The following is a 17,748-nucleotide window of genomic DNA, read 5'->3' on the forward strand; positions in this document are numbered from 1 at the left end:
ATGATGAGAGGTTCTTGTCCTGAGGTCGTGCATGACAGGCGCCTAATGTGCCGCTTCGGGCGGCGCCGAAGCCGGCGTCTCGTCGACGGCCGGCACCCGCTCGCGCGACAGGAAGATCTTGCGCAGCGCCGGCGCCACGACCAGCAGCAACAGCGGCCCGATGAACATGCCGCCGACCGCGACGGTCGCGAGCGGCCGCTGGACCTGGCTGCCGATGCCGTGCGACAGCGCCGCCGGAAACAGGCCGACGCCGGCGGAGAGCGCCGTCATCAGCATCGGCCGCATGCGCTGCTCGGCGCCGTTGAACACCGCCTCCGCGATGCTCATGCCGGAGGCGCGCAATTCGCGGAAATAGGTGATGTTGAGGATGCCGTCCATCACGGCGACGCCGAACAGCGAGATGAAGCCGATCGCGGCCGAGATCGAGAAATCGAGCCCTGCGAAATACAGCGCGATCAGGCCGCCGCCGACCGCGAACGGGATGCCGGCCAGCGCCAACAGGCTGTCGCGCAGCGAATTGAACAGGCTGTAGAGCAGGACGAAGATCAAGAGCAGCGTCACCGGCACCACGATCATCAGCCGCGCCTTGGCGGCCTCGAGATTGTCGAACTCGCCGGACCAGATGATCCGGTAGCCGGTCGGCAGCGGCACCGCCTCGGCGATCTTGGCCTGCGCCTCCGACACCGTGCTGCTGAGGTCGCGGCCGCGCACGCTGAACTTGATCGGGATGTAGCGCTGGCTGCGCTCGCGATAGATGAACAGCGCGCCGGTATCGAGCGAGATGTCGGCGAGCTCGCTCAACGGGATATAGGCGTTGCTGCCGGACGGGTTGGCATAGGCGACCTTGATGTCGCGCACCGCATCGATGCTCTCGCGGAATTTCGGATCGAGCCGCACCACCACGGCGAACTGCCGGTCGCCTTCCAGCACCGTCGTGGCGTTGGCGCCGCCGAGCGCCGCCTGCACCACGGTGGTGACGTCGCCAGTGTTGAGGCCGTAGCGCGCCGCCTTCTCCCTGTTGACGCGGATGTTGAGGTTGGGCTGCCCGACCAGATGGAAGATGCCGAGATCCTCGACGCCGCGGATCTTGGCCATCTCCTGCGCCACCTTGGTCGCGAGCCCTTCGAGCACGTCGAGATTGGGCCCGATGATCTTGATCGAGTTGGCGCCCTTGACGCCCGACAGCGCCTCCTCGACGTTGTCCTGGATGTATTGCGAGAAGTTGAGGGTGACGCCGGGCAGCTCGTCGTCGAATTCCTTCTGCAACTCCTCGGTGAGCTTCTCCTTGGTGAGGCCCGGCGGCCACTGGTCGAACGGCTTGATCGGCGCGAACAATTCGACATTGGAGAACGGCGAGGCGTCGCTGCCATTGTCGGGGCGGCCGTGCTGCGACACCACGGTGATGACTTCGGGATGACGCAGCAGGATCTCGCGCATCTTGCGGGTCGGCTCGGTGCCGGCATCGAGCGAGATGGTCGGCGGCAGCGAGGCGCGGATCCAGAAATTGCCTTCCTCCAGCGCCGGCAGGAACTCGCTGCCGAGCCGGCTTGCCGCAAGCCCGCTGAGGCCGAGGAAGATGAGGCCGGCCACGACCGCGACCTTCACGTTCGACAGCGACCAGCGCAGCAGCGGCGTGTAGCTCTTGCGCAGCCAGCGCACGATGACGGTTTCGGTCTCCTCGATGTGCCGCGGCAGCAGCAACGAGGCCAGCACCGGCGTCACGGTGAAGGTCGCGAGCAACGCGCCGGCCAGCGCATAGCCATAGGTGCGGGCCATCGGCCCGAAGATCTGGCCTTCGACGCCCTGCATGGTGAACAGCGGCACGAAGGCGGTGACGGTGATCGCCGCGGTGAAGAACACCGCCTTGTCGACCTGCAGCGCGCTGACGAAGATCATGCGCAGGCGCTCGGTCCAGCCCGGCGCAGGCTGGCCGTTCGGCGCGGCGGTCGGATCGCCGCCCCAATAGCCCTGCGCCAGCTGCTGCAGCACCCGCAGCCGGTTCTCCGGCGCGGACTGGAAGTTGCGGAAGATGTTCTCCATCATGATGACGGCGGAATCGACGATGATGCCGAAATCGACCGCGCCGAGCGACAGCAGATTGGCGTCTTCGCCCTGCAGCACCAGGATGATGATGGCAAAGAACAGCGCGAACGGAATATTGGCGCTGACGATCAGCGCGCTACGGAGGTCGCCGAGGAACACCCATTGGATGATGAACACCAGGACGCAGCCGAACACCAGATTGTGCAACACCGTGTGCGTCGTGACGCTGACCAGCGACGTGCGATCGTAATAGGGGACGATCCGGACGCCGGGAGGCAGCGTACCGTCGCTGTTCATCCTGGCGACTTCCTCCTCGACCTTCGGAATGATGTCGTTGGTGTGCTGGGTGCGCCCCATCACCACGATCGCCGCCGCGACGTCGTCGTCCCGGTCCTTGCCGGCAATGCCGAGCCGCGGCACGTAGCCGACCGAGACCTTGGCGACGTCCTTGATCTGGATCGGCAGCCCGTTGGACTGGGTCAGGACGATGTTCTCGATGTCCTGGACCTTGGTGCCCTTGGTGACGTCGTCGTCGCCGCCGGAATTGATCAGGCCGATGCCGCGGATGTTGACGGATTGCTGGCCGATCGCGATCTCGCGGCCGCCGACATTGACGTTGGCGTTGCCGAGCGCGCTGATCAGCTGCGGCACCGTGATGTTGTAGGATTCGAGCTTGGCGAGGTCGGCGTCGACGTTGAACTGCTTGGTGGTGCCGCCCCAGGAATTGATCTGCACCACGCCCGGTATCGTCATCAGCCGGCGGGTGACGACGTAGTCCTGCAGGGTCCGAAGATTGGTCAGGCCGAAATTCGGCGGCCCGACCATCTGGTAGCGGTAGATCTCGCCGACCAGGCTCGACTGCTGGATTTGCGGGATCTGGTTGGCGGGAAGCTGGACGTTCTGGGTGAGGCTGTTGGTGGCCTGCGTCAGCGCGAAATAGTAGTCGACGCCGTATTTGAACGTGACCCGCACGAACGACAGGCCATAGAACGAGGTCGAGCGGATGCTGACGACGCCGGGCGTCGGATAGAGCCCGACTTCCATCGGGATCGTGTAGTACTTCTCCATCTCCTCGGCGGAGAGGCCGGCGGCCTGCGCGGTGATCTCGAGAATGACCGGTGCCGGGTTCGGGTAGGCCTCGATGTTCAGCCTGGCGAATGCGGCGAAGCCTGCGGCGCAGAACACCGCAAGGCCGAGCACGATGACGGCGCTTCGGGTCAGGCCGAATTGGAGGAGGCTCTTGATCACGGTGCTGCTTCTTCTCCCTCTCCCCGTTCTTACGGGGCCGCGACGAGCGGAGCTCGCGCTGAGAGGATTGGGGTGAGGGGCTGTTGCGGCAAATACGGCTGAGCGATGAGTTCGCGGAGGCTCTCCCTCACCCGGAATTCAAGCGGTGCTTGAATTCCGGCCTCTCCCCGCGAGCGGGGAGGGGCGAAAGTGGAGCCGTCGTCATGCCCCGCCCGTGGTCGCGTTGGCGAACTTGTTGCTGAGGAAAATCGCGCCGGTGGAGGCGACTTTCTCGCCGGCGCCAAGGCCGGCCAGGATCTGGCGCCAGCCGTTCTGCTCCGGCCCGATCGTCACCGAGCGCCGATCGAACCTGCGGCTGTCGCTCGTGACCCACACCGTCATCGTGCCGTCGCCCTCGCGCACGATGGCGTCGGCGGGGACGCTGACCGACATCTCCGGCGGCTCGGTCTCGATGGTGAAGCTTGCCAGCATGCCGGCGCGCAGCTTGTGCTGGGGATCCTCGATCACCGAGCGCACCAGCTGGCGATGCGAGTTCGGATCGATGTTGAGCCCGAGCGTCGTCACCCGTCCGCGAAACACCTCGCCGGGATAGGCCGGCACCCGCACCTCGACCGGCTGGCCGATCCGGTAGGCGGGCGCATCGGTCTCGATCACATAGGCGAGCATCCACATCGTCGAGATGTCGGCCAGCGAATACGGCGCCGGTGCGTTGCCGGGCTGCACGTAGAGGCCGGGCGCGGCATTGCGCGCGATGATCCGCCCCGAGATCGGGCTCGGCACCACCAGGATGGAATCGACCTTGCGATCGGCCACGATGCGATCGATCTCGGCGTCGGTCTTGCCGAAGATGCGCACCGCGTCGCGCGCCGCCTTGAAGTTGCCTTCGGCGGTCTGCTGGTCCGAGATGGCCTGGTCGACGTCCTTCTGGGCGCCGCCGCCGGTCTTCAACAGCTGCTTGACCCGGGCGAGCGTGCGGGTCTGCAGCTCGAGCACGCCGGCCGCGGCCAGCAGCGCGGATTCCGCCTGCAGCAAATCGGGGCTGTCGATCGTGAACAGCGTGTCGCCCTTCTTCACCTCGTCGCCGACATTGAGAAGCGTGTCGACGATGCGGCCCGGATTCGGGGTGAAGGACTGCACCAGCATGTTCTGATTGAAATCGATCGAGCCGACCGCATTCTTCAGGGTCCGGAAGGAGCGCTGCGCCGCCGCTTCGACCTTGAGGGTCGCGGCTTGCTTGTCGGTCAGCACGACGTATTGCTGTTCGATGTTGACGTCCTGGGGGGCTTTGTCCGCAGCCCTCGCGCTCTGCACGCCGTCGGCGCGCATCGTCAGCCACGCGCCGGCGAGAACCGCCGCGAGCACGGGCATCGCCGCATAGCCTGCATATCTGACCCGAAATGACATCGCCCGCCCGATCATCGCCACATTGGAGCGAGCACGTGTTATCAGGGCCAGCTGACGCCAGCCTTACGCTGCTTCGCGCAATTGCGTGCGCGCCGTGCGAATTTTGATTGCAGCGCCGGCGCGATTATCTATTTTCCATAAGGGGCCGGCGATGTCGGCCATCGCGAAAACATAGCGTATGTCGCGCGCGCACCGCGGTGTGCAAACGGAGCACGGATCGAATGAAGGCGGGATCGTTGCCATGCGACTTCTGATCGTCGAGGACAATGCAGAGCTGTCGCGCCTGCTCGCCAACGGGCTGATGGCGGCCGGCTATGCGGCCGATATCGTCAGCAGCGTTGCCGAGGCGCGCGACGCATTGCGCAGCGTCAGCTATGCGGCGATGATCCTCGATCTCGGCCTGCCCGACGGCGACGGCCTGTCGGTGCTGTCGGAGCTTCGCCGCAAGACCGACCCGCTTCCGGTCCTGGTGCTGACCGCGCGCAACGGCTTGCAGGATCGCGTCTCGGGCTTGCGCACCGGTGCCGACGACTACCTGGCGAAGCCGTTCGCGCTGGAGGAGCTGGTGGCGCGGCTTGAAGCCATCCTGCGCCGGCCCGGCCAGTTGCTCGGCTCCTCGCTCAACCTCGCCAATCTGATCTACGACACCGAAAGCCGCCAGGTCTTCATCGACGGCGCGCCGCACGTGTTCTCGGCGCGCGAGACCTCGGTGCTGGAGATCCTGCTGCGGCGGCAGGGGCGGGTGGTGCCGAAGAAGAATGTCGAGGACCACATTTTCGGGCTGGCCGGCGAGGTCGCCTCGAACGCCGTCGAGGTCTACGTCTCGCGGCTGCGCAAGCTGTTGGCCGAGCACCGTGCCAGGATCGTCATCCACACCATCAGGGGCGTCGGCTACCTGATGGCGGAGGAGAAGTAGCGTGTTCCGCTTCAAGTCGCTGACCTCGCGGATCGTGTTCCTGCACATCGTAGCGGTCGCGGTCGCGGCGATCTTCCTGCCGCTTCTGCTGCTGTGGCTGCTGAATTCGGAGATCGACCAGCTGCATCGCGAGGCGATGCGGGACCAGGCCGATGTGCTCGGCGAGAAGCTCGCGACCGGCCCGGACGGCAAGCTGACCCTCAATCTTCCCGAGAGCCTCAAGGACCTCTATTCCGAAGCCTATGGCCGCTATCGCTACGACATCTACGCCGCCGACGGGCGGGTGCTGTTTTCGTCGCATCACGGCAGCCCGGCGAAGCAGGCATCGTCGGATACGATTGCGGGTGCGAGCGTGATGCGCGACATCGACGGCGACAGCCTGCGCATCCACGTCGCCGAGGACCTGTCGCATCGCGACGTCATCACCGACGACATCGTGGCGAATTTCTTCCGGCGCGTCGGCTGGATCACGATCCCGATCCTGCTGATCCTGCTCGCCGCCGACATCCTGATTTTCCGCCGTGCCGTGATTCCGCTGTTGCAGGCCTCGGAGACGGCGCGCAGCATCGGACCGGCGCGAACCGACATTCGGCTGCCGGCGGACGGAATTCCGAGCGAGATCCTGCCGCTGGTGACCGCGGTCAACCAGGCCTTCGATCGCCTCGAGCATGGCTTTCGGGTGCAGCGCCAGTTCACGGCGGATGCCGCGCATCAGTTGCGCACGCCGCTCGCGATCCTGCGGACCCGGATCGAGACGCTGCAGGCTGGCGAGGGCATCACGGAGCTGCACGCCGACATCGAAAGCATGAGCCGGATCGTCAGCCAGCTGCTCGAGATCGCCGAGCTCGACACCCAGATCGTCGATCCCGACGAGACGGCGGATCTGCGCGCGGTGTGTGCCGAGGTGGTGGGCTCGATCGCGCCGTTTGCACTGGCGCAGCAGAAGGACATCGCGCTGCGCGGCACCGACGAGCCGGTGCAGGTCAGGGGCAATGCGGAGATGCTGCAGCGCGCGATCTTCAACCTGGCGGAGAACGCCATCAAATACACCGCCGATGCCACCGCCGTGGACGTCGAGGTGCGCGAGGACGGCTCGGTGCGGGTGCGCGACTGCGGGCCCGGTATTCCGCCCGCCGAGCAGGGCCTGATCTTCCAGCGCTTCTGGCGCGGCGACCGCCGGCGCACCGACGGCGCAGGCCTCGGGCTTTCGATCGTGCGCAGCGTCGTCGACGATCATTCTGCCGCGGTCGAGGTGGAGAATTTACCGGAGGGCGGCGCGCAGTTCACGCTGAGTTTTCGGCTGGCGGAGGCGGGATCGTGAAGCAGCAGCTCCAACCTCACCGTCATTGCGAGCAGCGATTGTTCGCCGGTCGTTCGTCAACAGCAACTGTCGTCCCTGCGAAAGCAGGGACCCATACTCCGCGGCTCGCAATGTGAACGGGACTCGTCGTTCCGGCGTAAAGAAACAATCAATATTTGTGGTTATGGGTCCCTGCTTTCGCAGGGACGACACCGAGTTTGTGGTGCAGGCCAAAGCTCCGTCATTGCGCGGAACGCCCGCTACTGCTTCGGCTGCCCGAAATCGAGCGGTGGCAGGTCGATCTGCGGCACGTCGATCTTGACCTTGTCGAGGTCGACATTGGCCGGCTTGTCGAGCAGGCCGGTCACCACGACCGGGAACGCGATCACCAGGATCACCATGATCGCCTGCAGGCCGATCCAGGGCATTGCGCCCCAGTAGATGTCGGAGCTCTTCACTTCCTTCGGCGCCACGCCGCGCAGATAGAACAGCGCGAAGCCGAACGGCGGATGCAGGAACGAGGTCTGCATGTTGACGCAGAGCATGACGCCGAACCAGATCAGCGCGGCGTCGGGGCCGACCACCGGCGCCAGCACCTTCTGCGCGATCGGCGCGATCATCGGCAGGATGATGAAGGCGATCTCGAAGAAATCGAGGAAGAACGCCAGGAAGAAGATGAACAGGTTGATGAAGATCAGGAAGCCCCAGACGCCGCCGGGCAGCGAGGTCAGCAGGTTCTCCAGCCAGACGCCGCCGGAGACGCCGAGAAACACCACCGAGAAGCAGGTCGAGCCGATCAGGATGAAGGTGACCATGCAGGTGATGCGCATGGTGGTTTCGTAGCCCTGCTTGATCAGGTCGCGCAGGTCCGGAATCTTGACCGCCTCGATGCAGATCCAGGCGACCGCGAGATAGGTGATCGCAAAGGCGAGCTTGAAGATCAAGTTCTCGGTGAAGAGCATCGCGATGATGGTGCCGATGCCGCCGGCAATCACGCCGATGATCAGTATTTTCTTGCCGGTCGCGCTGAAATCCTTGTGGTGGATCGCGGCGAGCACGATGGCGCCGACCGCGCCCATCGCGCCGGCTTCGGTCGGGGTCGCAAGCCCCATCATCATGGTGCCGAGCACGACGAAGATCAGCACCGCCGACGGGATGATGCCGAGCAGGCACTTCTTCCACAGCGCCCAGCCGGTCAGCGTGCGGGCTTCCTTCGGCACCGCGGGCAAATGGCTCGGCTTGATGATGCTGAGCAGGAAGGTGTAGCCGGCGAACAGCAGGATCTGGAATACCGACGGGCCCCAGGCGCCGAGATACATGTCGCCGACCGACTTGCCGAGTTGGTCGGCCAGCACGATCAGGACGAGAGAGGGAGGAACGAGTTGCGTGATGGTGCCGGAGGCGGCGAGCACGCCGGTGACGTAGCGGATGTTGTAGCCGTAGCGGATCATCACCGGCATAGAGATCAGCGCCATCGCGATCACCTGCGCCGCCACCGTGCCGGTGATGGCGCCGAGGATGAAGCCGACGATGATCACGGAATAGCCGAGGCCGCCCCTGATCGGACCGAACAGCTGGCCCATCGAGTCCAGCATGTCCTCGGCGAGCCCGCATCTCTCCAATATCGCGCCCATGAAGGTGAAGAACGGGATCGCGAGCAGCAGCTCGTTGGACAGCACGCTGCCGAAGATGCGGCCCGGGATCGCCTGCAGGAAGTTGAGGTCGAAGAAGCCGAGGTGGATGGCGAGGAAGCCGAACGACAGGCCGACCGCGGCCAGCGTGAACGCCACCGGATAGCCGATCAGCATCGCCATGATCAGGCCGCCGAACATCAGCGGCGGCATCATCTCCAGCGTAATCGTCATTGCGTCGGCCTCTCGTACTTCGCGTCGATCGTCACGTAGCCCTGCAGCGCGGCGATCCGCTTGATCACCTCGGAGACGCCTTGCAACGCGAGCATCACGAAGCCGGACGGGATAACGAACTTGATCGGCCAGCGGATCAGGCCACCGGCATTGCCGCTCATCTCACCGACCGAATAGGACTGGTAGAAGAACGGCCAGGACAGATAGGCGAGCAGCAGGCAGGCCGGGATCAGGAAGAGCAGCGTGCAGATCAGGTCGAGCCAGAGCTGGCCGCGCTCGGACAGCATCAGATAGAGGATCTCGACCCGGACATGCTCGTTGCGCTTGAAGGTGTAGGACGAGCCGAACATCACCAGGATCGCGAACATGTACCACTGCGCCTCGAGCCAGCCGTTCGAGGAGGAACTGAAGGCGTAGCGGATCATGGCGTTGCCGGCGCTGACCAGGCAGGCGAGCAGGACCAGCAGGTTGCAGATGGTTCCGATCTTTTCGTTGAGCTTGTCGATGGCCTGACTCAGTGCCAACAATGGGCGCATCACGATCTCCGCGGCCGCGCCGTCCGCGCGCCGAATATCTTTTCAAGCATCATCTGGCCGCCGCGCGCACGCGCGCGGAGCCGCGGCTCACTTTCAGGAGCATTTGCAAACCGTCGTCCTCCCCCGAAAACGCTTTCCCCGTTCTTGGCTGCGCCCGTCGGGGCAGCGGCCTGTCCGACCGGCCGGCATGAAAGCCGCCGCACCAAATCAGCGCGGCGAAACGCCGTCAATTGGAAAATGGGCAAATTGACGATGTGGCAAGCCGTTGTCCCCGCTTGGTAAATCGGGGACGGGAGGGGACGATGGGGCAGGTGGTATCAGGTTTGTCCGTCACGGCGGGGCGCCGGAACCCGCCCCGGCGGACGATACGCCTTAACCGCCGGTGACGCTCATGTGGCGGCTGACGCTCGGGCGGTTGTGGCGGCGGTCGATGATGAAATCATGGCCCTTCGGCTTCAGCCCGATGGCGCGGTCGATCGCGGCCGAGAGCAGGCCGTTGTCGTCAGAGGCGCGCAACGGACGGCGCAGGTCGGAGGCGTCCTCATGGCCGAGGCAGGTGTGCAGCGTGCCGGTGCAGGTGATCCGCACCCGGTTGCAGGCTTCGCAGAAATTGTGGGTCATCGGCGTGATGAAGCCGAGCTTGCCGCCGGTCTCGGCGACACGGACGTAGCGGGCCGGACCGCCGGTGTTGTCGTCGAGATCGGTCAGCGTGTAGTGCTTCTCGAGCCGCGCGCGGAGCAGCGACAGCGGCACATACTGATCGATGCGGCCTTCGCCGATGTCGCCCATCGGCATCACCTCGATCAGGGTCAGGCCCATGCCCTTGCCATGCGCCCACTCCATCAGGGCCGGGATCTCGTCCTCGTTCATGTTCTTCAGCGCGACCGCGTTGATCTTGACCGCAAGACCCGCGGCGCGTGCCGCCTCGATCCCCGACAACACCTTGTCGAGATCGCCCCAGCGGGTGATAGCGCGGAACTTGGCCGCATCGAGCGTGTCGAGCGAGACGTTGACGCGGCGCACGCCGCAATCGGCGAGCTCGCTTGCGAAGCGCGCGAGCTGCGAGCCGTTGGTGGTCAGCGTCAACTCATCGAGCGCGCCGCTCGAGAGGTGCCGCGACAGCGCGCGCACCAGGCCCATCACATTGCGGCGGACCAGCGGTTCGCCGCCGGTGAGACGGATCTTGCGCACGCCCTTGTCGATGAACGCCGAGCAGAGCCGGTCGAGCTCTTCCAGGGTCAGCAGATCGGCCTTCGGCAGGAACGTCATGTCTTCCGACATGCAATAGAAGCAGCGCAGATCGCAGCGGTCGGTGACGGAGACGCGCAGGTAACGGATCGTCCGGCCGAACGGATCGGTCATCGGACGAAACAGCGTATCGGAAAGCGCCTCTGTGGATGCGTTCATTCAACCCGGGCCCTGCAACTTGTTCCCTGCCTGCCGCGCCGCGCGCGGCGCCGACACCGACAATGTATGCATGTTGGCACGTTGTCACAATGCGTTCCAAGGGAGGATCGAGCGCGGATCAAGCAACGATCCGCGACATGCAAAATGGATTTCGCGCGATAGGCGAGCCATATCGCGCGATGCGTGATCGCAATCGCCGGGACTTCACGACAGAAACGGAAGAACCCGGCGCTGGCCGGGCTCTTGTGCGGTGCAATTGAATGCGGTGCGCCTTAGCGCGTCGGCGCGGCAGGAGCCGCCGGCGGCGGTGGCGCTGCGCTCGGATCGGCGGGGGCCGCGCCGGCAGGGGCTGCGGCGGCCGGCCTCGGCCGCTTCTTCTTCGGCCGCATCGGCTTGCGCGTCGCGCGGGGCGGCGGCCCGGCCGGCTGTAGCGCGGCGAACACCGGGCTCGGATCGAGCGTGGTCGTGGCCGGGGTGGTGAAGTCGCCTGGCACGCGGGTGACCGTCACCGGCACCGTCGCAGGCTGGAATTTCGGCGCGTTGAAGGTGACGGAGAAATTGGTCTCCGGCGTCGGGATCGACACCGAGCAGGGCGTCTTGCAGCCCGGCCCGAGCGAGGTCACGGCGTCTGCGCCCTGCGGCGCCGAATCTAGCTGCACCTGCATCGGCGGCGGCGCCGACTTGAAGTAGTCCATTGAGAATGACGAGCAGCCGCCCAGACTCAGTCCGGCGACGGCAATCGCGATGACACGACGCATGATCCACACTCACCTGCGGCTATCAGCCACAATCCCCGCGGGCGACCATAGGGGCGTCGGAACAGGGGCGCAACAGCGCGGGGCCTGTTCGTTAAAGGATGGTTAACAGCAAAATCGCATGGAAAAATATTTCCACGCGATATCAATATGTTACATAAAAACTATGATGCCGCCAGGCTGGCGACGGCCTCCGGCAGATCGCGCATATGACTGATCAGCCGGTCCGGTTTGAGCTCCGCCATCGGCACGTCGGTATAGCCGAAATCGACGCCGATCACCGGGACCTGGGCCCGCCGCGCCACGCCGACATCGGTGCCGGCATCGCCGACCATGATCGCGCCCGGCAGCCGGCCGCCGGCGCGCGCCACCGTCTCGCGCAGGAACGCCGGATCGGGTTTGGCGACCCCGAAGGTGTCGGCGCCGCAGATCGCGGCAAAGCGCGGCGTCAGTTCGAGCCGGTCGAGCAACAGCTTCGACAGCCATTCCAGCTTGTTGGTGCAGACCGCGAGGCGATGCCCCTTCGACGCAAGGACGTCGAGCGCGACTTCCAATCCGTCGAACGGGTGCGAGCCGTCGGCGATGTGGTCCGCGTAATAAGCGACGAAGTCGCTGGTCATGCGGTCGAGTTCGGCGACCGTGACCGCGCGCCCTTCCACCTCGAGCCCGCGCTCGATCAGCTTGCGCGCGCCGGCGCCGATCATGTTGCGCGCGGCGGCCAGCGGAACCGGCTGCAAGCCTTCGCGGTCGAGCACGTAATTCAGCGCGGCGATCAGATCGGGCGCAGTCTCGACCAGCGTGCCGTCGAGATCGAACACGATGATGGGGGGAGAGGAGGTGGACATGATGCATTTGGCTATCGGGTGTCGGGCCACGATGCAAGGGAAGATGCCGATCCTCATCGTCCGCAGTGGAATTGGCCCCGTTTCGCTGCAAATCGACCCCGAAATCCCTCATTAAATCGGTCCGGGACGCCTTTGTTGGTGCTATTCCTGCCCGCCAAACGACGCTAGATATGCGCCCGCCGGTCGGGGCGGATTCCAGGCCCCGGGCGCAGCAGAACAGGGGCTCGGTCGGCACGTGGACATGGATGCACTGAAACGCCAGGCGGCGGCGCGCGCGCTCGACGAGGTGCGCGACGGCATGAAGCTCGGGCTCGGCACAGGCTCCACGGCGAAGCATTTCGTCGAACTGCTCGGCGAGAAGGTCAGGTCCGGCCTGAAGGTGGTGGGCGTGCCGACCTCGGAGGTGACCCGCGCGGATGCGATCCGCTGCGGCGTTCCCCTGACCACGCTGGACGAGATCGACCATCTCGACCTCACCGTCGACGGCGCCGACGAGATCGATCCCGCGCTCAATCTGATCAAGGGCGGCGGCGGCGCGCTGCTGCGCGAGAAGATCGTGGCCGCGGCCAGCGCTCGCATGATCGTGATCGCCGACGACAGCAAATGGGTCGATGCGCTCGGCCGCTTTCCGCTGCCCGTGGAGGTGATCCCGTTCGGGCTCGCGGCGACGCAGGCGGCGATCACGCGCGCCTTTGCCAGGGCCGGCGTGTCCGGCCAGATGGTGATCCGCAAGGCCAAGGACGGTCACGTTTTCGTCACCGATGGCGGCCACTGGATCGTCGACGCTCACCTTGGCCGGATCGGCGATCCGCCGCATCTCGCCGGCCTGCTCAGCGCAATTCCTGGTGTCGTCGAGCATGGCCTGTTCATTGGGCTCGCGAGCCGCGCCGTGCTGGCCGGCGCGCAGGGAATTCGGGTTGTTGAACGGCGATGACGCCGCAAGCAAGGAGACTTGGAATGAAGCGTTTCTCGGGACTTTTGTCGGCTGCGACCGTGGCCGTCGGACTGGCGCTTGCGGCCGCGCCGGCGATGGCGCAGCAGCAGGCGCCGGCCGCGGGCGGCGCGCCCGCCGCGCCTGCCGTCAAGCAGTCGTCGCCCGCGGCGATCGGCTACGCCAAGGAGATCCTGGCGATGAAGAACGTCGCCGCCATGTATGCCGGCGCCGTTCCGGGCATCATCGAGAAGACCAAGACCGGCCTGCTGCAGCAATATCTGAACTATCAGAAGGACCTCAACGAGGTCGCGGTGATCATCGCGAAGGCCCAGGCCGGGCGCGAGAAGGAGATCGGCGAGGGCATGGCGCAGATCTACGCCAGCGAGTTCACCGAGCAGGAACTGAAGGACCTGGTCGTGTTCTACAAGTCGCCGCTCGGTCAGAAGCTTTTGACCTCCGAGCCCAAGGCAATCAATGAATCGCTGAACTATATGCAGCAGTGGGCGCAGCAGTTTGGCGTCCTCGTCGCCGGCCAGTTCAAGACCGAGATGAAGAAGCGCGGCAAGGATATCTAAAGTTACCTCGCCCCACTTGCGGGGAGAGGTCGATCGCGGAGCGATCGGGTGAGGGGACCCTCCACGACCTGAGATAGTGGAGGTAGCCCTCACCCCGACCCTCTCCCGCAAGAACGGGGAGAGCGGGAAGAAAGGTGGTTGCCATGGCCGAGTATGATGTCGACCTGTTTGTCATCGGAGGCGGTTCGGGCGGGGTTCGCGCCGCCCGCATCGCCGCCGGCTATGGCGCCAAGGTCATGGTCGCCGAAGAGTACCGGATGGGCGGCACCTGCGTGATCCGCGGCTGCGTGCCGAAGAAGCTGTTCGTCATGGGCAGCCACGTTCACGACGAGATCGCGGATGCCGCCGGCTTCGGCTGGAGCATCGGCAACGTCTCGTTCGACTGGGCGACGCTGGTCGCCAACAAGGACAAGGAGATCGACCGGCTCGAGCGCGCCTACACTACGAATGTCGAGAAGTCCGGCGCCAGGATCGTGAAGACCCGCGCCGTGCTGGAGGATGCTCACACCCTGCGCCTGGCCACCGGCGAGAAGGTCACCGCAAAATACATCCTGATCGCGACCGGCGGCGCGCCCAATCACGGCACCGAGATCCCCGGCATCGAGCACGTGATCTCCTCCAACGAGGCATTCCATCTGAAGCAGCTGCCGAAGCGCATCGTGATCCAGGGCGGCGGCTATATCGCGCTGGAGTTCGCCGGCATCTTCAACGGTTACGGCTCCGACGTCACCGTGGTCTATCGCGGCGACAACATCCTGCGCGGCTTCGACGAGGACGTACGCAAGCATGTGCGCACCGAGATGGAGAAGCGCGGCATCACCATCATCACCGGCTGCACGGTGACCAAGGTCGAGAAGCACGGCAGCGAATTCACGTCACACCTGTCCGGCGGCTCCAGCATTGCCTCCGAGCAGGTGATGTTCGCGATCGGCCGCCACCCCAGCGTCGCCAATCTCGGGCTCGAGACCGCCGGCGTCGCCATCAATCCGAAGAACGGCGGCATCCAGGTCGATCACTGGTCGAAGACCTCGGCCGACAACATCTATGCGATCGGCGACGTCACCCATCGCCACAATCTGACGCCGGTCGCGATCCGCGAGGGCCACGCCTTTGCCGACACCGTGTTCGGCAAGCGCCCCGTGCAGGTCGATCACGCCACGATCCCGACCGCGGTGTTCTCGCAGCCCGAGGTCGGTACCGTGGGTCTGACCGAGGAGGAGGCGCGGGCGCAGTTTGCCCATGTCGACATCTACAAGACCGATTTCCGCCCGATCAAGGCGACGATGTCCGGCCGCGACACCCGCGTGCTGATGAAGGTCGTGGTCGACGGCGCGAGCGACCGCGTGCTCGGCTGCCATATCGTCGGCGATAGCGCCGCCGAAGTCACCCAGGTGGTTGCGATCGCGATCAAGATGAAAGCGACGAAAGCGGATTTCGACGCCACCATCGCGCTGCATCCAACGGCCGCCGAAGAGCTGGTGACCATGCGCACCCCGACCGCGCGCCACGTGCGGCAGGCGGCGGAGTAGGGGCACGGTTCGCCGCCTTACCTCCCCCGTCGGGGAGAGGTCGATTTGCGCAGCAAATCGGGTGAGGGGCCGCAGCTCAACGAGGGACCCGTCAACCCTCACCCGGGGCTGCGCCATAACCGAGGCTTCGCTTCGGCGTTCTCCGAAAGAACGGCCGCCAAAGGCGGTCTGCGCCTCTCCCAAGGGAGAGGTGAGCCTCCGACGACGTGCCAGCCTGACCTGATCTCATCACGCCTTCGATCGCGGCGGCCTCTAATCAGCGGAACCAGCCGCCCCGGTTGCGCGTATACGCTCCAAGCCCCGCTCTGATTGTTGCTTCGCAGCACGCGCGCCGAAAGTGCGTTTCTCCAAAATAGAACTTGCGTCGGTGTCGGGTGAGGAGAATCATTCGGAGACCGGGATCCAGGCTCGTAATCTTGATGGCAGGCCGCATTGGCCGCGATCGAAGGAGATGTCGCCATGACTGATCTGGGTTTGATGACGCGAAAGTCGGTCGCCACCATCATCGCCGAAGCGGGGGAGCACACGCTCGGCAAGACGCTCGGGGCGCTCAGCATCACCGCACTCGGCATCGGCTGCATCATCGGCGCCGGCATCTTCGTCCTCACCGGCACCGCGGCGGCGCATTATGCAGGCCCCGGCATCATGCTCTCCTTCATCGTCGGCGGCATCGCCTGTGCCTTCGTCGGCCTGTGCTACGCCGAACTCGCTGCGCTGTTGCCGGTGTCCGGCAGCACCTACACCTACACCTATGCGACGCTGGGCGAACTCGTCGCCTGGGTCATCGGCTGGGACCTGATCCTCGAATACGCGATGGGCGCCTCCACCGTCGCGGTCGGCTGGTCGGGCTACATCGTCTCGCTGCTGCATAATTTCGGCATCAACATTCCCCCGCAATTTGCCGCCGCGCCGTGGACCGAGACCAAGCTGCCTGACGGCACGACCGTGGCCGGGGTCATCAATCTGCCCGCCGCGCTCATCGTGCTGGCCCTCACGGCCATGCTGATCGGCGGCACCAAGGAATCGGCCCGGCTCAACAACATCATGGTCGGCATCAAGCTCGTCGTCGTGTGCGCCTTCATCCTGCTCGGCGTCGGCTACGTCACGCCGGCGAACTGGCACCCGTTCGTCCCCGACAATACCGGCACCTTCGGTCAGTTCGGCTGGAGCGGCGTGATGCGCGGCGCGTCGGTCGTGTTCTTTGCGTTCATCGGCTTCGACGCCGTCTCGACCGCGGCACAGGAGGCCAAGAATCCGCAGACCGACATGCCGATCGGCATCCTCGGCTCGCTGTTGATCTGCACCATCCTTTATGTCGCGGTCGCCGGCGTGCTCACCGGCCTCGTGCCCTACACCGAGCTCGGCGTGCCCGATCCGATCGCCAAGGGCGTCGACGTCATCGGGCTGACCTGGTTCTCGGTGCTGATCAAGATCGGCGCGCTTGCCGGCCTCACCACGGTGATCCTGGTGCTGCTCTATGGCCAGAGCCGGATCTTCTTCCAGATCGCCAAGGACGGCCTGCTGCCCAAGATGTTCTCCGACGTGCATCCCTCGCTCGGGACGCCGCACAAGAGCCAGCTGCTGATCGGGATCGTGGTGGCCGTGGTCGCGGCGCTGACCCCGATCGACATATTGGGCGAGATGGTCTCGATCGGCACGTTGTTCGCGTTCGTGCTGGTCTGCGGCGCGGTGATCTATCTGCGCAAGAGCGATGCGGATATCGCCCGTCCGTTCAAGACGCCCGGCGTTCCGGTGGTGCCGGTGCTCGGCATGGCGTTCTCGCTGATGCTGATGGTGTTCCTGCCTTTGGCGACGTGGCTGCGTTTGATCGTGTGGCTGGTGATCGGCCTTGCCTTGTATTTCGCCTATGGCCGCAGTCACTCGGTGCTGCTCAATGGTGAGGCATCGCGCTAGACTAGCCGCGCGCCGCTGCTGCCCGCGGTGCCGCTTCAGTGAGGTGCCATGATGCCGGTGTGCAGCGGCGTCATGGTGCGCATTTTGGAACCTTGTGCAGCGTCGGATGTTCCAACTCTCAAATACTTAGTTGTCACAGATATTGAGGGAGCCGCCCATGACAGGTCCCACCGAACAAGAGATCCGGACCCGCGCCTACGAATTGTGGAAAGACGCCGGCGAACCCCAGGGCACCATGGATCAGCTCTGGTACCAGGCCGAACGCGAGCTGTTGGAGCGCAAGGCCGCCAACGGCAACGGCAAGGCGGCAAACGGCAAGCCGAACGGCGAAATGAACGGTCATCACAAGCCGGCAACGTACCAGTAGGGCGAATGAGCGAAGCGTAATCCGCCGTTTGGCGTATGACACGACAGCAGTGGCGGGTTACGCTACGCTAACCCGCCCTACGCACGATAGGCGGGCTACCTCGAGGCCCG

Annotated in this window: 14 protein-coding genes; 7 read left to right on the top strand and 7 right to left on the bottom strand. The window is 65.2% G+C overall.

The features are described from left to right. Positions 1–42: 42 nt before the first annotated feature. Both IC762_RS14425 and IC762_RS14430 read right to left on the bottom strand, forming a co-directional pair. Positions 43–3,291, bottom strand: coding sequence for an efflux RND transporter permease subunit (locus IC762_RS14425; protein WP_195789435.1), 3,249 nt, complete (start codon positions 3,289–3,291; stop codon positions 43–45). A 201-nt stretch (positions 3,292–3,492) separates the two neighbouring features. After that, positions 3,493–4,695: an efflux RND transporter periplasmic adaptor subunit gene (locus IC762_RS14430; RefSeq protein WP_246801566.1), complete on the bottom strand. Its 1,203-nt coding sequence runs from the start codon at positions 4,693–4,695 to the stop codon at positions 3,493–3,495. Between the two features lie 241 nt (positions 4,696–4,936). Here IC762_RS14430 and IC762_RS14435 point away from each other — a divergent pair, with 241 nt between their 5' ends. Further along, the gene (locus IC762_RS14435; RefSeq protein ID WP_195789436.1) at positions 4,937–5,611 is read left to right on the top strand and encodes a response regulator; all 675 of its coding nucleotides are present in this window, start codon (positions 4,937–4,939) and stop codon (positions 5,609–5,611) included. Between the two features lies 1 nt (position 5,612). Continuing rightward, positions 5,613–6,932 carry a sensor histidine kinase gene (locus IC762_RS14440; protein ID WP_195789437.1) on the top strand — a complete coding sequence of 440 codons (1,320 nt, stop codon included), beginning with the start codon at positions 5,613–5,615 and terminating at the stop codon, positions 6,930–6,932. A 239-nt stretch (positions 6,933–7,171) separates the two neighbouring features. On the opposite strand, the gene IC762_RS14445 is transcribed toward IC762_RS14440, so the two are convergent. The 5 genes from IC762_RS14445 to IC762_RS14465 form a co-directional block, all read right to left on the bottom strand. Then, positions 7,172–8,776 (bottom strand): TRAP transporter large permease, encoded by a 1,605-nt coding sequence (locus IC762_RS14445; RefSeq protein WP_195789438.1) that lies wholly within the window; start codon positions 8,774–8,776, stop codon positions 7,172–7,174. Next, positions 8,773–9,312: a TRAP transporter small permease subunit gene (locus IC762_RS14450; protein ID WP_195789439.1), complete on the bottom strand. Its 540-nt coding sequence runs from the start codon at positions 9,310–9,312 to the stop codon at positions 8,773–8,775. The genes IC762_RS14445 and IC762_RS14450 overlap by 4 nt, the downstream gene beginning before the upstream one ends. Before the next feature lie 372 nt (positions 9,313–9,684). After that, on the bottom strand, positions 9,685–10,719 hold the full coding sequence (gene moaA, locus IC762_RS14455; RefSeq protein ID WP_195789440.1) for a GTP 3',8-cyclase MoaA: 1,035 nt from the start codon (positions 10,717–10,719) through the stop codon (positions 9,685–9,687). A 272-nt stretch (positions 10,720–10,991) separates the two neighbouring features. Next, complete coding sequence (locus tag IC762_RS14460; protein ID WP_195789441.1) at positions 10,992–11,477, bottom strand: hypothetical protein; 486 nt, start codon at positions 11,475–11,477, stop codon at positions 10,992–10,994. Positions 11,478–11,638: 161 nt separating this feature from the next. After that, entirely contained in the window at positions 11,639–12,319 is a 681-nt protein-coding gene (locus tag IC762_RS14465; protein WP_195789442.1) for an HAD-IA family hydrolase, read from the bottom strand. A gap of 235 nt (positions 12,320–12,554) precedes the next feature. On the opposite strand from IC762_RS14465, the gene rpiA reads away from it, so the two are divergent. From rpiA to IC762_RS14490, 5 genes are all read left to right on the top strand, one after another. Continuing rightward, positions 12,555–13,253: a ribose-5-phosphate isomerase RpiA gene (gene rpiA, locus IC762_RS14470; RefSeq protein ID WP_195789443.1), complete on the top strand. Its 699-nt coding sequence runs from the start codon at positions 12,555–12,557 to the stop codon at positions 13,251–13,253. 23 nt (positions 13,254–13,276) lie between these two features. After that, the gene (locus IC762_RS14475; protein ID WP_195789444.1) at positions 13,277–13,828 is read left to right on the top strand and encodes a DUF2059 domain-containing protein; all 552 of its coding nucleotides are present in this window, start codon (positions 13,277–13,279) and stop codon (positions 13,826–13,828) included. Between the two features lie 143 nt (positions 13,829–13,971). After that, entirely contained in the window at positions 13,972–15,357 is a 1,386-nt protein-coding gene (gene gor, locus IC762_RS14480) for a glutathione-disulfide reductase (protein WP_195789445.1), read from the top strand. 459 nt (positions 15,358–15,816) lie between these two features. Next, the gene (locus IC762_RS14485) at positions 15,817–17,271 is read left to right on the top strand and encodes an amino acid permease (RefSeq protein ID WP_195789446.1); all 1,455 of its coding nucleotides are present in this window, start codon (positions 15,817–15,819) and stop codon (positions 17,269–17,271) included. 157 nt (positions 17,272–17,428) lie between these two features. Next, on the top strand, positions 17,429–17,638 hold the full coding sequence (locus tag IC762_RS14490; RefSeq protein ID WP_195789447.1) for a DUF2934 domain-containing protein: 210 nt from the start codon (positions 17,429–17,431) through the stop codon (positions 17,636–17,638). Positions 17,639–17,748 lie beyond the last annotated feature (110 nt).

The organism is Bradyrhizobium genosp. L, assembly GCF_015624485.1.
GTDB lineage: Bacteria > Pseudomonadota > Alphaproteobacteria > Rhizobiales > Xanthobacteraceae > Bradyrhizobium.